This is a genomic window from Caballeronia sp. S22, from assembly GCF_964261745.1.
GTDB classification, from domain to species: Bacteria; Pseudomonadota; Gammaproteobacteria; order Burkholderiales; family Burkholderiaceae; genus Caballeronia; species Caballeronia jiangsuensis.
In genome coordinates this window covers 562,122-576,667 of the sequence record NZ_OZ180035.1, presented here as the reverse complement: position 1 = coordinate 576,667, position 14,546 = coordinate 562,122, and the positions used below count along the sequence as shown (strand labels likewise).

The window sequence follows — 14,546 nt, the reverse complement described above, 5'->3', positions numbered from 1 at the left end:
ACTCGCGCTTATTCGCGCTCTTCCTCTTCGAGCCATTCGAGGATCGGAATCGCCGCGGGCAGAAGCGGAGCGACATCGACAGGAAGTGTCTGCCAGGCAATCGCCTGACCTTCACGCCCGAGCGGCGTGCCCTTCCATTCCGTCACCTTGCAGAAAAAGAGACGCACGTACGCGTGCGGGTAATCGTGTTCGATCGTGCGCCAGAGCTGACACGCGGTGACGTCGATACCCAGTTCTTCGTGCAATTCGCGCCCGAGCGCCGCCTCGATGCTTTCGCCCGGCTCGAGCTTGCCGCCGGGAAACTCCCAGTAACCTTCGTACGGTTTGCCAGCGGGCCGCTGCGCGAGCAGATAGCGCCCGTCGTGCTGCACCATCACACCGACGGCCACTTCCGTCACCTTGCGGCCATCGGGCGCGATGTCGGTCTGCGATTCGGTCATTGTTTGCGTCCCGACCAGTCGCGCGCGAATTGCCACGCGACGCGTCCGGACCGCGACCCGCGTTCCAGCGCCCACACGAGCGCATCGCCGCGCGCGCTTTCGACTTCCGCTTCATCGCAGCCGAAGTGCTTCAGCCAGTGCCCGACGATCGACAGATAGTCGTCCTGCTTGAACGGATAGAAGCTGACCCACAACCCGAAGCGCTCGGACAGCGAGATCTTTTCCTCGACCACTTCGCCGGGGTGAATCTCGCCATCGGACGTGTGCTTGTACGTCTCGTTGTCGCTCATGTACTCAGGCAACAAATGACGGCGGTTCGACGTCGCGTAGATCAGCACGTTGTCCGATTGCGCCGCGACCGAACCATCGAGCGCAACCTTCAGCGCCTTGTAGCCCGACTCGCCTTCCTCGAAGGAAAGGTCGTCGCAGAACACGAGGAAGCGCTCGGGCCGCGTCGAAATCAGATCGACGATATCGCCGAGATCGTGCAGATCGTCCTTGTCGACTTCGATGAGACGCAGACCGTCCTTCGAATAAGCGTTCAGACACGCCTTGATCAGCGACGACTTGCCCGTGCCGCGCGCGCCCGTCAGCAAAACATTGTTTGCGGGCAGCTTGTTCACGAACTGCTGCGTGTTCTGCTGTATCAGGCCTTTCTGACGGTCGATGTTCCGAAGGTCGTCGAGCGAGATTGTCGAGATCGCAGGCACGGGTTGCAGGAAACCGCGCCCCTGACGCTTGCGCCAGCGAAACGCCACCGCGGATTCCCAGTCGATATCGGGCGCCGCCGGCGGCAACATGCCTTCGATGCGCGCGAGCACTGCCTCGGCGCGCGTGAGAAATTGTTCGAGCTTGTCCATGGTCGTATCGATGCGCGCCGCTTTTACGAGCGATAGTCGGCGTTGATGCTCACGTAGTCGTGCGAGAGATCGCAGGTCCAGATCGTCGCGTTCGCGTTGCCGCGTCCGAGCAGCACGCGGATCGCGATTTCGCTTTTCTTCATCACACGCTGGCCGTCTTCTTCCTTGTACTCGGGATTGCGTCCGCCCGCCTTCGCGACGAGCACGTCATCGAGATAAAGATCGATCTTGCCGACGTCGAGATCCGTCACGCCCGCATAGCCGATCGCCGCGAGAATGCGGCCGAGGTTCGGATCGGATGCGTAGAACGCCGTCTTCACGAGCGGCGAATGGCCGATCGCGTACGCGATCTGGCGGCATTCCGCCGCGTCCTTGCCGCCTTCGACCGTAATCGTCATGAACTTGGTCGCGCCCTCGCCGTCGCGCACGATAAGCTGCGCGAGTTCCTGCGCCACTTCGGTCACCGCGTCGCGCAGTGCCGCGTACGCGGGCGAATCCGTCGACGTGATCGCGGGCAGGCTCGATTTGCCCGACGCGATCAGGATGAACGAATCGTTAGTGGACGTATCGCCGTCGATCGTGATGCAGTTGAACGAGCGGTCCGCGACATGCTTCACGAGCTGGTCCAGCACCGGCTGCGCGACCTTGGCATCGAAAGCGAGGAAGCCGAGCATCGTCGCCATGTTCGGCTTGATCATGCCCGCGCCCTTGCTGATGCCCGACAGCGTGACGACGTGACCATCGATCGTCACCTGACGCGACGACGCCTTCGGCAGCGTGTCCGTCGTCATGATGGCTTGCGCTGCGTCGAACCAGTGCGCGGCCTGCTGATTCGCGAGCGCGGCGGGCAGGCCGGCCTTCAGACGATCGATCGGCAGCGGCTCGAGAATCACGCCCGTCGAGAACGGCAGGATCTGTTGCGCATCGAGACCTTCGAGGCGCGCGAGCTCCGCGCACGTCTCGCGCGCGTGCGCCATGCCCGGCTCGCCCGTGCCGGCGTTCGCGTTGCCGGTGTTCACGACGAGCGCGCGAATGCCCTTGCCGCCCTTGCCCACAGCCGCGAGATGCTCGCGGCACACGGTGACGGGCGCGGCGCAGAAGCGATTCTGCGTGAACACGCCCGCGACGCTCGCGCCTTCATCGACGCGAATGACGAGAAGGTCCTTGCGATTGGGCTTGCGGATATTCGCCTCGGCCCAGCCAAGCGTGACGCCGGCGACGGGATGAAGCGCTGCGGGATCGATCGAAGGGAAGTTGACGGCCATGTTCGCGTCTCGCTGAAGGTGGCGAGTGCCGGTTTTCGGACCGGCACGCTTTGAAAGACTGACGCCGCTTTCGCTGAGCGAGACCGGCGCCGTGAAGAGTTGAGACCTGCAAAGACAAACGACGCATCGCTGCGTCGCCTGTTCATCTGTCACTAGCCGATTAAGCCAGCTTGCCGTGACAGTTTTTGTACTTCTTGCCGCTGCCGCACGGGCACGGATCGTTGCGGCCGACCTTCGGCACGTCGTCCGAGGGGCGCGTCGCGACGCTGATATCGTCGCCGGCGGCCATCGCCTGACTGACCATCTGTGCCGTGGCGCTCGCCGCGGCGGTGGCGGGCGTCGGTTCGGCGGCCGGCGCGTTGAAGTCCGCGTGCGTGAACGACACGTTCTCGAGGTGGCTGCCCTTCTCTTCGTACTGCTCGGCGGCCTCCTCGAGTTGTTCGGGCGACTGAATCTGCACGTTCATCACGACGCGCGTGACTTCCTGCTTGACGGCATCGAGCATCGCGGCGAAGAGTTCGAACGCCTCGCGCTTGTACTCCTGCTTCGGGTTCTTCTGCGCATAGCCGCGCAGATGGATGCCCTGACGCAGGTGATCGAGCGCGGCGAGGTGCTCGCGCCAGCGGCTGTCGAGCGTCTGCAGCATGATCGAGCGTTCGAACGCGCTGAACGACTCGCGACCCACGAGCGTGACCTTCGCTTCGTACGCTTCGTCGGCGGCGGCGAGCACGGCTTCGCAGATCTCTTCGGCGTCGATCGAGTTCGACTCGTTGATCATCTCCTGCACGGCGAGATCGAGCGACCAGTCGTTGCGCAACACTTCTTCCAGTTCCGGCGCTTCCCACTGCTCTTCGATGCTGCCTGCCGGCACGAACGTGCGCACCACGTCGCCGATCACGCTCTGGCGCATCGCGGCGATGGTTTCCTGCACGTCGTTCGCTTCGAGCAGTTCGTTGCGCTGCTGGTAGATCACCTTCCGCTGATCGTTGGCGACGTCGTCGTATTCGAGCAGTTGCTTGCGGATATCGAAGTTGCGCGCTTCGACCTTGCGCTGCGCGCCTTCGATCGAACGCGTGACCATGCCCGCTTCGATCGGCTCGCCTTCCGGCATCTTCAGGCGATCCATGATCGCGCGCACGCGGTCGCCCGCGAAAATGCGCAGGAGCGGATCATCCAGCGACAGATAGAAGCGCGACGAACCCGGATCGCCCTGACGGCCCGCGCGGCCGCGCAACTGGTTGTCGATACGGCGCGACTCGTGACGTTCGGTGCCGATGATATGCAGACCGCCCGCGGCCTTCACGTGATCGTGCAGCGTCTGCCATTCGTCGTGCAGTTTCTGGATGCGCGTGGCTTTCTCGTCTTCGGGGATCGACAGATCCGCCTCGATGAACGACGCCTGCTTCTCGACGTTGCCGCCGAGCACGATGTCCGTACCGCGGCCGGCCATGTTCGTCGCGATCGTGACGACGCCCGGACGGCCCGCTTCGGCGACGATCGCCGCTTCGCGCGCGTGCTGCTTCGCGTTGAGCACTTCGTGCTTCACGCCCGCCTGACCGAGCAGGCCGGACAGCAACTCGGACGCTTCGATCGACGTCGTGCCGACGAGCGTCGGCTGACCGCGCTCGACGCAATCGCGGATGTCGCGAATCACCGCGTCGTAGCGTTCCTTCGACGTCTTGTAGATCTGGTCCTGCTTGTCGACGCGCTTCGGCGGACGGTTGGTCGGGATCACGACCGTTTCGAGGCCGTAGATCTCGTTGAATTCATACGCTTCCGTGTCCGCGGTGCCGGTCATGCCGGACAGCTTCGCGTACATGCGGAAGTAGTTCTGCAGCGTGATGGACGCGAGCGTCTGGTTCTCCGCCTGAATCTGGACGTGTTCCTTCGCCTCGACGGCCTGGTGCAGACCGTCCGACCAGCGCCGGCCGTTCATCATGCGGCCCGTGAATTCATCGACGATCACAACTTCGCCGTTCTGCACCACGTAGTGCTGATCGCGCAGGAAGAGCGTATGCGCGCGCAACGCGGCATAGATGTGGTGCATCAGCGTAATGTTCTGCGGCGCGTAGAGGCTCTCGCCTTCGCCGATCAGGCCCCACTCGGCGAGCAGCCGCTCGGCTTTCTCGTGGCCCGATTCAGTCAGGAACACCTGGCGCGCCTTTTCGTCGAGCGTGTAGTCGCCCGGCTTCTCGACGCCCGTGCCGTCCGCCTTTTCCTCGCCGATCTGCTGTTCGAGCAGCGGCGGCAGCGCGTTCATGCGCACGTAGAGGTCGGTGTGATCTTCGGCCTGACCAGAAATGATGAGCGGCGTACGCGCCTCGTCGATAAGAATCGAGTCCACTTCATCGACGATCGCGAAATTGAGCGGCCGCTGCACGCGCGCGGTGGTCTCGTAGACCATGTTGTCGCGCAGATAGTCGAAGCCGAACTCGTTGTTCGTGCCGTAGGTGATGTCCGCCGCGTACGCTTCCTGTTTCTGCGAGTGCTCCATCTGCGACAGATTCACGCCGCACGAGAGCCCGAGGAAGTTGTAGAGACGCGCCATCCATTCGGCGTCGCGCTGGGCGAGGTAGTCGTTCACCGTCACGACGTGCACGCCACGGCCCGACAGCGCGTTCAGATACGCGGCGAGCGTCGCGACGAGCGTCTTGCCCTCGCCGGTGCGCATTTCGGCGATCTTGCCGTAGTGCAGGACCATGCCGCCAATGAGCTGGACGTCGAAGTGGCGCATCTTCAGGACGCGCTTGCTGGCTTCGCGGCAGACGGCGAACGCCTCGGGCAGGATCACGTCGAGCGATTCACCGCCCGCGACACGTTGGCGAAACTCGTCGGTCTTGGCGCGCAGCTGGTCGTCCGAGTACTTCTCGACGGTCGGCTCAAGGGCATTGATCGCCACAACGGTCTTTTGATACTGCTTGACCAGCCGCTGATTGCGGCTGCCAAAAATCTTCTGAAGGAAACCGGTCGTCATCGGATCAGTGTCTGCGTCGCGGCTTCGGACGGGCGCATGTGCAAGCTGCGTCCGGGCTCGGAGAACCTCGGCGACTTAAGTCCATAAGGTGAAATTGTCGGGTAGCCCGACCTTCTTGCGAAGATCGGGCCCCCCGAGAACCGTACGTGCGAGTTTCCCCGCATACGGCTCAAATCTACAAACAAAGTTCTGACTTACGTCAGAACCGGCTTAGTTACTACCAAGTTTCCTGCATGCACTCGCTGATGACAGAAGGGATGTAGCAGAACCCGGTTGGACAGCGCGTCGGAACCCCCATGCATCCGGTACTGCAGATGATGTTCGTGCCAACCCGTTTCGTCCGTCAGGCCGCCACCGCAGTGCGCACACAACCCGCCCTGCGACATATACAGCTTCGCCCACTGCTTACGATAGCGCATTGATTCCCACATGCGCGTCTGTCGCAGATGCTCGCCATATGCCTCCCACTTCGGATCGAAGGGGTTGTAGTCCCCCTGGATCTTCGTGTGGTATTTGATGCTCATCGCGCTCAGTGAAAACAACTCACTCAACTCCCACGTTCCATCGTCAGACAGCGAACGGCAAGCAAAAACCCACTGTCGAGAGCCAGAGGTGTGGAAGTACTTCCTTCGCACCCAACCAGCACTCTTGCGTGGATGTCGCCTGCGGGACCACCACCAGAGCTTCCGAAAAACCAGATGCTCCGTGCGGCTGTACGCCTTCTTAGCCGAGACGGACCGATGATACTGTGCCCATCCCCGCAACATCGGGTTCAGCAACCGGATTAGGTCCGCTTGCGTAACCGCTTTATTGCCGCTGATCGTCTCCGCAACCTTGCGATAGAACGCTTGCACGTTCTTCCGGCACGGTTTCGGGAAGAACTTTCCGTTGTACTTCCGAAAATTCCACCCTAGGAAGTCGAACCCGTCGTCAATGTGCGTAATACGCGTTTTCTCCTCGGACAGTTGCAGCCCCCGCTCAGCGAGGAATGCCTCGACCCAAGGAAGGACGGCTTGTGCTAGCAACTCACGGGAGTTACCCGTGATCACAAAATCGTCCGCGTATCGCACCACATTTACCTTCAGCGTTCGAGCCTTCGCCTTGCCCAACTTTGCACGGAGGTGCATTGTCAGGCCTTCTTCCAGCCCGTCCAGCGTCATATTGGCCAATGTCGGGGAGATAATTCCTCCCTGCGGCGTACCAGCCTCCGTCGCCCGCAACTGTCCTTTGTAAATCAGGCCAGCCTTCAACCACTTCCGTAGGACGCCGATGTCCATAGGGACATTGGCGATCAGCCAGTCGTGGTTGATCCAGTCAAAGCAGCCCTTAATGTCCGCCTCAAGTACCCAAGAGGCCGAGGCCTCACGAGCAAGGCACACACGAAGTTGACCCATGGCATCGGCCGTGGAACGATTTTTCCGGAACCCATACGAGTTCGGATCGCCCCGCGACTCTGCCACCGGCTCCAATGCCAGCAGATACAGGGCTTGCATCGCCCTGTCCCGCATGGTCGGAATACCCAATGGGCGTTCCTTTCCATTGGCCTTGGGGATAAAGACTCTCCGTAATGGCAGAGCCTTGTATCCGCGTCGCTTCAACTGGCCGACAGCTTCCCATCGGCTCTCAGGCGAGTCCCACAGTTCGCGATCGACTCCTGCCGTTCGCGCACCTTGGTTTTGCGTAACACGTCGCACCGCATACAGCTTCGCGGACAACGTGCGAGTCAGCATCCGTTGTAGGGCCTTCACCCTGCGCCAGTTACCTTCCCGCGTCGCCTTCGCAATTCGAATCTGCATCCCTCTCACGTTCCGTTCAACGAGCCGCCAATCTACGGCTTGCCAATTGTCAGGGACGTGGGAAAGCGCAGACCCGGTCTTCCGACCAGATACTCTCATGCTGCTCTCCTACCTTGGGTTAGACCCCGGCAGAAGGCGCATCTCCCCCAGCGGGGCAGATACACCCCGCTGGGGAACAACAAAACTCATACGACAGGCGCAAAGCACCTGCATCTAACCAAGCTTCAGAGGGTAGTCAGCCATCTTGCGACGGTAGACCAGACGGAAGTCTGCCCGCTTTCGCGTGGAGTGATGTTCCAACTCCTATCCGAACCATTACAGCTCAGCTTTCGCTTTCTCCGTCCTCCCATACCCGCACCATCAACAGCGTTCCTCACGGTTCGCCTGCCGAGCAACCGCCCGGCAACAATACGGGCTTACCACGTTCCCGTTGTGTCACACGACTGACGTAGGTTCTGCCTATTCCCCGACGGCCCAGCGACGACGTGTCTCGAGATTCGAGCGAGACAACCGGCCGCATACCTTTTGGTCAATGCCTAACAGCAGCTTTGGCACCACAATTCTAACGAGGTTTATCAGCAGTTCACTTGCGTTAACCGTATCAGTCAGCCTAGCTCCGTACCCCGTTGCTGCTAGGAGTACCACGCCCTTCCTCGCGGACCGGCGCGCCCGAGACTTCCGGGAGGCTACGTTGTCAGAGAAGCTTCATACCCTGCCGTTGCCAGCAACGCATGTTCTCCTAGGCTACTGTTAGCCGTATAACAGGTTCACTAGCCGCATCTGTATCACAGACGTGGGTCGAACAATGACACAACGAGCTTGTCACTCGTACCGATAGCGAATCCCTGAGCTTGTGGCTTGGGACTTGCAAACAACAATCCGCTTGTCAGCGGAGTTGAAGCCGCTGACAGGGCGGAACTCGGTGGTAACCGAGCTAATGCAGTGCGTTCCCCGGCAGGCGCAGCACCGGAGATCGCCTATGGCGATACCCAGTACTACCCTTCTGAGTATCGCTTCACTACAAATCACCGGCCTCAAGGTGCCAGCGCTATGGTCAGCAGAGCAGTCAGGACCGCGACCCCAACTGATTTCCGACGGTCGATGCCCCTTGTCGTGGGGCGGCCGGACACGAGTGTGCGTGTCGCACCGAATCGGGAATTTTAGCACGCGAGTTTGGCAGACCTTGCGTTGGCGTGCCCGCGCGGGCGTCGGCGCGGCGCGACAGTCAACGGGGTGAAAGCTTTTCGGCAAACATCGCCCGAAACGGCCAACGACCGGGCACTGCGGCTCTCCTCGCGTACAATCGAGCCGTTCCATCGGGCGTCCGCCTAAGCAAAAATGAGCCGCTTTTCTACAAATTCAAGGTCGCGTTTCGATCCACGCAAGCCGCAAGCCGTCGCCGACGTGCTCGATCGCACCGATGCGTTTCGCGCGCTGCGTGCCGGGGTCGAGCAGGTGGCGGCGCTGCAGCGCGACTTGAGCTCGCTCCTGCCGGATTATCTGGCGTCGAACGTGGAACCGGGATTCATCAAGGACGGCGTACTCGCGCTCTTTGCGGCGCATAACGCGCTGGCCGCGCGTTTGCGGCATCTGGAGCCGCGTCTGCTTTCGGATCTTCAGCAGCGCGGCTGGGCCGTCAACGCGCTGAAAATTCGCGTGCGTCCCCAATCGATGAAAGAGCCCGTGCCGCCCAAGCAGGCGCGCATGTCGCCAGCGGGCGCGTCCGCGCTACAGGAACTGGCCGAAGCGCTCGAGCCGTCGCCGCTGCAGGAAGCGCTCGCGCGAATGGCTTCGCGTCATCAAGCGCGCGCGCAAAAAAAATGAGCGGCGGTTTCGCTGCCGCTCATCTCTGACTGCCGAATAATTGCGTTTTATCAGGCAAATGCCGTCTGCGTATCGAATGCGAAACCGCGCGGCGCCTTTTGCGTGTCCTCGAACGTGACGATTTCATACGCGTCTTCGTTCGCGAGCAATTCACGCAGCAGCATGTTGTTCATCGCGTGGCCGCCCTTGTACGCCTTGTACGACGCCAGCAACGGATGGCCGACCACGTAAAGGTCGCCGATCGCGTCGAGCATCTTGTGCTTCACGAACTCGTCGTCGTAACGCAGGCCGTCATTGTTCAGGATGCGGTATTCGTCCAGCACGATCGCATTGTCCATGCTGCCGCCGCGCGCGAGTCCGAGTTCGCGCATCATCTCGACTTCGTGCGCAAAGCCGAACGTGCGGGCGCGTGCGATCTCACGCACGTAGGAAGTCGTCGCGAAGTCCACTTCGAGCGCCTGACCGGTCTTGTCGACGGCCGGATGGCGGAAGTCGATCGTGAAGCTCAGCTTGAAACCGAAGTACGGTTCGAGACGCGCGAACTTGTCGCCGTCGCGCACTTCGACAGGCTTCGTCACCTTGATGAACTGCTTCGGTGCGTTCTGCTCTTCGATGCCCGCCGACTGGATCAGAAACACGAACGAAGCCGCGCTGCCGTCCATGATCGGAATTTCTTCGGCGGTCACATCTACGTACAGGTTGTCGATGCCAAGACCCGCGCACGCCGACATCAGGTGCTCGATGGTCGACACGCGCGCGCCGTCCTTCTGCAGCACGGACGCGAGACGCGTATCTCCGATCGCCATTGCGGACGCCGGAATGTCGACGGGTTCGGGCAGGTCGACGCGCGAAAATACGATGCCCGTGCCAATGGGTGCGGGGCGCAAAGTCAGATTGACCTTGCTACCGGAGTGGAGCCCGATCCCCACGGTTTTGACGACGGTCTTGATTGTTCGCTGCTTCAACATGATGTTCTTTCCGATTTATGTTCCCTATAAAGAGAATCAATCGTGCGTTAAATTCTAATAGCTCGAAGTATACTCCATTCGTCGCGCGTCGTCCTGATCCAGGTGGTATCAACTGTTTCCCTGTGTTACGTCGCGGCGGCCAGATTATGAAGTAGATCGGGCCGATGCCCGGAATGGAGGCATTTCCGGTCATCGGCCCCAAGCTGCAACTCAATGCGAGGGCGCTTCAGGCGTTGCGCAAAGGCAACGCCGCGCCGCTGCAATCAGCGCAACGTCGCCAGGATGCTTTGAGCGTCGCTGACTTCGAACTTGCCAGGCGCTTCGACTGACAACGTCTTGACCACGCCGTCGTCGACCACCATCGCGTAGCGCTGGGAACGAATTCCCATGCCACGCTCGGACAAATCCTGATCCAGTCCGAGTGCCTGAGTGAAACGCGCACTGCCGTCCGCGATCATCTTCACCTTGCCCGAGGCTTGAAGATCGCGTCCCCACGCGCTCATGACGAACGCGTCGTTGACGGAAACGCACCAGATTTCGTCGATTCCCGCGGCGGACAGATCCGCAGCGGCTTCGACGTAGCCAGGCACGTGTCTGGCGGAGCATGTCGGCGTAAACGCGCCCGGCAATCCGAAGATCACCACGCGCTTGCCGGCGCACCGCTCGCGCACCGGGAACGCATTCGGTCCCACGGCGCAGCCCTCGGTGGCCTCCTCGATGAACTCGAAGAGACGCACGTCGGGCAACGTATCACCCACTTTGATCATGCTCGGTCCTTCCCTCATCAGTGCTCGCGGACATCCTCGCGATTGCATCGTCCCGCAACCGTGCCGAACATCATTGCGGCGATTTCGGCTTCAATCTGCCTTCCTCGACGTCAGGGGCAGAATCGTGGGGGTCGGCTGGCCACGGCCCGGCGTCCATTGTGCATCCAGGACGCGGCCTTGGACAGTCGCCCCACGCGAAGCCTGCATCATCCGCACGACATGTTCAGCGCGTGCACGCGGTGTGCCGCGTCGTCATACCTCACTCAGCAGCAAATAACGTGCGCCTGCTCAGTCCGCTTGCTTGCGCAGGAACGCCGGAATGTCATACGTATCGACGCCCTTTTCCTGCAGCGCCTGCACGTGCGATGCCGCGGTTTCGCGCGTCGAACGCCACACGGCCGGGGTGTCGAGCTGACCATAATCCGTCGTCGATTGCCCATGCTGCGCGCCGTACGTGTTGTGCGAAGGCTGATGGCCGTGCGCGATCGGCTGATTGTCGGTGCCCGTGCGCAGCAGGGTCATCGGCGCTTGCTGCTGCTTCTTGGCCGCGCGGCCCAGACCAGTTGCCACCACCGTCACGCGCAGTGCATCGCCCATTGCGTCGTCGTACACGGCGCCGAAGATCACCGTTGCGTCATCGGCTGCGTAGCTCTTGATGGTGTTCATCACTTCACGCGTTTCCGACAGACGCAGCGAACGGCTCGACGTGATGTTCACCAGCACGCCACGCGCGCCCGACAGATCCACGCCTTCCAGCAGCGGGCTTGCGACAGCCTGCTCGGCGGCGAGACGCGCGCGATCGACGCCGGCGACCGTCGCCGTGCCCATCATCGCCTTGCCCTGCTCGCCCATCACCGTTTTCACGTCTTCGAAGTCGACGTTCACGAGACCATCGACGTTGATTATTTCCGCGATCCCGGCCACTGCGTTATTCAGCACGTCGTCCGCGCACTGGAAGCACTTGTCCATCTCGGCGTCATCGCCCATCACCTCGAACAGCTTGTCGTTGAGCACGACGATCAGCGAGTCGACGTGATCCTCCAGTTGCTGCGAGCCGGCTTCCGCGACGCGCATGCGGCGGCCACCTTCGAACTCGAACGGCTTGCTCACCACGCCGACGGTCAGAATGCCCATTTCCTTGGCGATCTGCGCGACCACCGGCGCCGCGCCCGTGCCCGTGCCGCCGCCCATACCCGCGGTGATGAACACCATGTGCGCGCCGCGCAGTGCATCGGCGATACGCTCGCGCGCGTCTTCCGCGGCTTCCTTGCCCTTATCCGGTTTCGCACCTGCGCCGAGACCAGTCATGCCGAGTTGCAGAACTGCCGGCGCGCGGGAACGCGCGAGCGCCTGAGCGTCGGTGTTCATCACGATGAAGTCGACGCCCTGCACACCACGGTTGATCATGTGCTGAACCGCGTTGCCGCCAGCACCACCAACGCCCACGACCTTGATGATCGTTCCGTTGGTTTCCGTTTCCAGCATTTCGAAATCCATGTTGCCTCCGTCAAGAATGAAGATCGGCGTTATTCGATGAAAGATCGGGCAACCTTTCGTCGCGCGCCAGCCGCCGGTACCAGCGCGTAATTCTTTTTATTGCCTGTTGCTTAAAAGTTTCCGAGGAACCAGTCCTTCATCCGCGAGAAGACTTGTCCCATCGAACCGTTTTGCACTGCGACCTTGCGGCCGCGCATGCGTTGCGAGCGTCCTTCGGCGAGCAAGCCCATCGCCGTCGAGTAGCGCGGATTGCGCACCACGTCGGCGAGACCGCCCGCGTATTCCGGCACGCCGATGCGCACCGGCTTCAGGAAGATGTCTTCGCCGAGCTCGACCATGCCGGGCATCATCGCCGCGCCGCCGGTCAGCACGACGCCGCTCGACAGCAGCTCTTCGTAGCCCGACTCGCGCACGACCTGCTGCACCAGCGAGAACAGCTCTTCGACGCGCGGCTCCACGACCGCCGCCAGCGCCTGGCGCGACAGCGTGCGCGGACCGCGCTCGCCGAGGCCCGGCACTTCGATCATTTCGTCCGGATCGGCGAGCGCCTGCTTCGCGATGCCGTAGCTCACCTTGATGTCTTCCGCGTCGGGCGTCGGCGTGCGCAGCGCCATCGCGACGTCGCTCGTGATCTGGTCGCCGGCGATCGGAATCACGGCCGTATGACGGATCGCGCCTTCGCTGAAGATGGCGATGTCGGTCGTGCCGCCGCCGATATCGACCAGCACCACGCCGAGTTCCTTCTCGTCCTCGGTCAGCACCGCGAGCGACGACGCCAGCGGTTGCAGGATCAGGTCGTTCACTTCGAGCCCGCAGCGGCGGACGCACTTCACGATGTTCTGTGCCGCGCTCACCGCGCCCGTCACGATGTGCACCTTCACTTCGAGGCGGATGCCGCTCATGCCGATCGGCTCGCGCACGTCTTCCTGGCCGTCGATGATGAATTCCTGCGTCAGGATGTGCAGCACCTGCTGATCGGTCGGGATGTTGATCGCCTTGGCCGTCTCGATCACGCGCGCGACGTCCGCCTGCGTGACTTCCTTGTCCTTGATCGCGACCATGCCGCTCGAATTGAAGCTGCGGATATGGCTGCCCGCGATCCCGGTGAAAACGTTCGTGATCTTGCAATCGGCCATTAGTTCGGCCTCCTCCAGCGCGCGCTGGATGGACTGCACCGTGGCCTCGATGTTGACCACGACGCCCTTCTTCAACCCCTTCGAGTCGCTCTGACCGAGTCCGATCACCTCGTAGTGGCCTTCGCCCTTCAGTTCGGCGACGATCGCGACCACCTTCGACGTTCCGATGTCGAGGGAAACCAGCAGGTCTTTGTAGTCTTTGCTCATAGCGTGCTCATGCCTGTGATGTCTGCTTACTTCTTGGCCTTATCGGTGTCGTTGATGAAGCGCATGTTCGCGGCTCGTATGGCGAAGCCGTTCGGGTACCGCAAATCCGCATATTCGATGTCTTTCCCCCATCGTCCCGTAACGGACGTCCACGACGCGACAAAACGCTTGCAACGGTCATTCAGCGTGTCCGGATTGCGCTCGCGGCCGAGTTCGATCTGCGTGCCGTTCGAGAGCTTGACCGTCCACGCGAAACGCGGCGACAGCGTCACTTCCTCCGGCTTCGCGTCCAGCGGCGCGAACCACTTCTGAAAATCGCGATACCGCGCGACCACTTCCTTCGCCGTGCCCTCGGGACCGTCGAACGCCGGCAGATCGTCGTCGAGTTCGCCCTGATTCGCCGTGAAGAGATCGCCTTCGACGCTCACCAGTTGATCGTTGCCCCACGTGCCGAGCGGCTTGTATTCCTCCAGCGTCACCGCGAGCGCGTTCGGCCACACGCGCCGCACGCTCGCGTGGCGCACCCACGGCACCTGCTCGAACGCGGCGCGCGCCGCATCGAGATCGACGGTAAAGAAGTTGCCCTTCAGATGACCGACCACGCTCGCGCGCACGACCGGCGAACTGACGTGCGTGGTGTCTCCGTCGATCTGAATTTCGCGCAGGCGAAACTCGGGACGCTGGATCGCCCAGTAACCCGCGGCGCCCAGAAGCAGCAGCACGAGCACGACGTGCAGCGCATTGGCGGCGAGGTTGAGTTGGCGAACGTTGTTCCACATGGTTTCGCTTCTTCGTGTCCTGTGTGTGATCGA

At 61.8% G+C, this 14,546-nt stretch carries 11 protein-coding genes; 1 reads left to right on the top strand and 10 read right to left on the bottom strand.

Annotated features, from left to right (window positions below; genetic code table 11):
- Nucleotides 1–8: 8 nt before the first annotated feature.
- From ACEN42_RS02760 to ltrA, 5 genes are all read right to left on the bottom strand, one after another.
- A complete protein-coding gene (locus tag ACEN42_RS02760; protein ID WP_371880571.1) occupies nucleotides 9–440 on the bottom strand; it encodes an NUDIX domain-containing protein in 432 nt (143 codons plus the stop codon).
- Nucleotides 437–1,300 carry an ATP-binding protein gene (locus tag ACEN42_RS02755; protein WP_371880570.1) on the bottom strand — a complete coding sequence of 288 codons (864 nt, stop codon included), beginning with the start codon at nucleotides 1,298–1,300 and terminating at the stop codon, nucleotides 437–439. Before ACEN42_RS02755 ends, ACEN42_RS02760 begins: the two co-directional genes overlap by 4 nt.
- Nucleotides 1,301–1,323: 23 nt before the next feature.
- On the bottom strand, nucleotides 1,324–2,565 hold the full coding sequence (argJ, locus tag ACEN42_RS02750) for a bifunctional glutamate N-acetyltransferase/amino-acid acetyltransferase ArgJ (protein ID WP_371880569.1): 1,242 nt from the start codon (nucleotides 2,563–2,565) through the stop codon (nucleotides 1,324–1,326).
- Between the two features lie 160 nt (nucleotides 2,566–2,725).
- Nucleotides 2,726–5,539, bottom strand: coding sequence for a preprotein translocase subunit SecA (gene secA, locus ACEN42_RS02745; RefSeq protein ID WP_187606097.1), 2,814 nt, complete (start codon nucleotides 5,537–5,539; stop codon nucleotides 2,726–2,728).
- 194 nt (nucleotides 5,540–5,733) lie between these two features.
- On the bottom strand, nucleotides 5,734–7,434 hold the full coding sequence (ltrA, locus tag ACEN42_RS02740; protein ID WP_371880568.1) for a group II intron reverse transcriptase/maturase: 1,701 nt from the start codon (nucleotides 7,432–7,434) through the stop codon (nucleotides 5,734–5,736).
- A gap of 1,239 nt (nucleotides 7,435–8,673) precedes the next feature.
- On the opposite strand from ltrA, the gene ACEN42_RS02735 reads away from it, so the two are divergent.
- Nucleotides 8,674–9,159 (top strand): DUF721 domain-containing protein, encoded by a 486-nt coding sequence (locus tag ACEN42_RS02735; RefSeq protein WP_238212831.1) that lies wholly within the window; start codon nucleotides 8,674–8,676, stop codon nucleotides 9,157–9,159.
- Nucleotides 9,160–9,209: 50 nt separating this feature from the next.
- Here ACEN42_RS02735 and lpxC read toward each other — a convergent pair whose 3' ends face one another.
- The 5 genes from lpxC to ACEN42_RS02710 all read right to left on the bottom strand — a co-directional run bounded on the left by lpxC (nucleotide 9,210) and on the right by ACEN42_RS02710 (nucleotide 14,513).
- The gene (gene lpxC, locus ACEN42_RS02730) at nucleotides 9,210–10,127 is read right to left on the bottom strand and encodes a UDP-3-O-acyl-N-acetylglucosamine deacetylase (protein ID WP_187606099.1); all 918 of its coding nucleotides are present in this window, start codon (nucleotides 10,125–10,127) and stop codon (nucleotides 9,210–9,212) included.
- A gap of 263 nt (nucleotides 10,128–10,390) precedes the next feature.
- A complete protein-coding gene (locus ACEN42_RS02725) occupies nucleotides 10,391–10,894 on the bottom strand; it encodes a peroxiredoxin (RefSeq protein ID WP_035510237.1) in 504 nt (167 codons plus the stop codon).
- Between the two features lie 288 nt (nucleotides 10,895–11,182).
- Nucleotides 11,183–12,391 (bottom strand): cell division protein FtsZ, encoded by a 1,209-nt coding sequence (ftsZ, locus tag ACEN42_RS02720; RefSeq protein WP_035510206.1) that lies wholly within the window; start codon nucleotides 12,389–12,391, stop codon nucleotides 11,183–11,185.
- Nucleotides 12,392–12,501: 110 nt separating this feature from the next.
- Nucleotides 12,502–13,734 carry a cell division protein FtsA gene (gene ftsA, locus ACEN42_RS02715; RefSeq protein WP_008342980.1) on the bottom strand — a complete coding sequence of 411 codons (1,233 nt, stop codon included), beginning with the start codon at nucleotides 13,732–13,734 and terminating at the stop codon, nucleotides 12,502–12,504.
- Between the two features lie 26 nt (nucleotides 13,735–13,760).
- A complete protein-coding gene (locus tag ACEN42_RS02710; RefSeq protein ID WP_371880567.1) occupies nucleotides 13,761–14,513 on the bottom strand; it encodes a cell division protein FtsQ/DivIB in 753 nt (250 codons plus the stop codon).
- Between the last annotated feature and the right edge of the window lie 33 nt (nucleotides 14,514–14,546).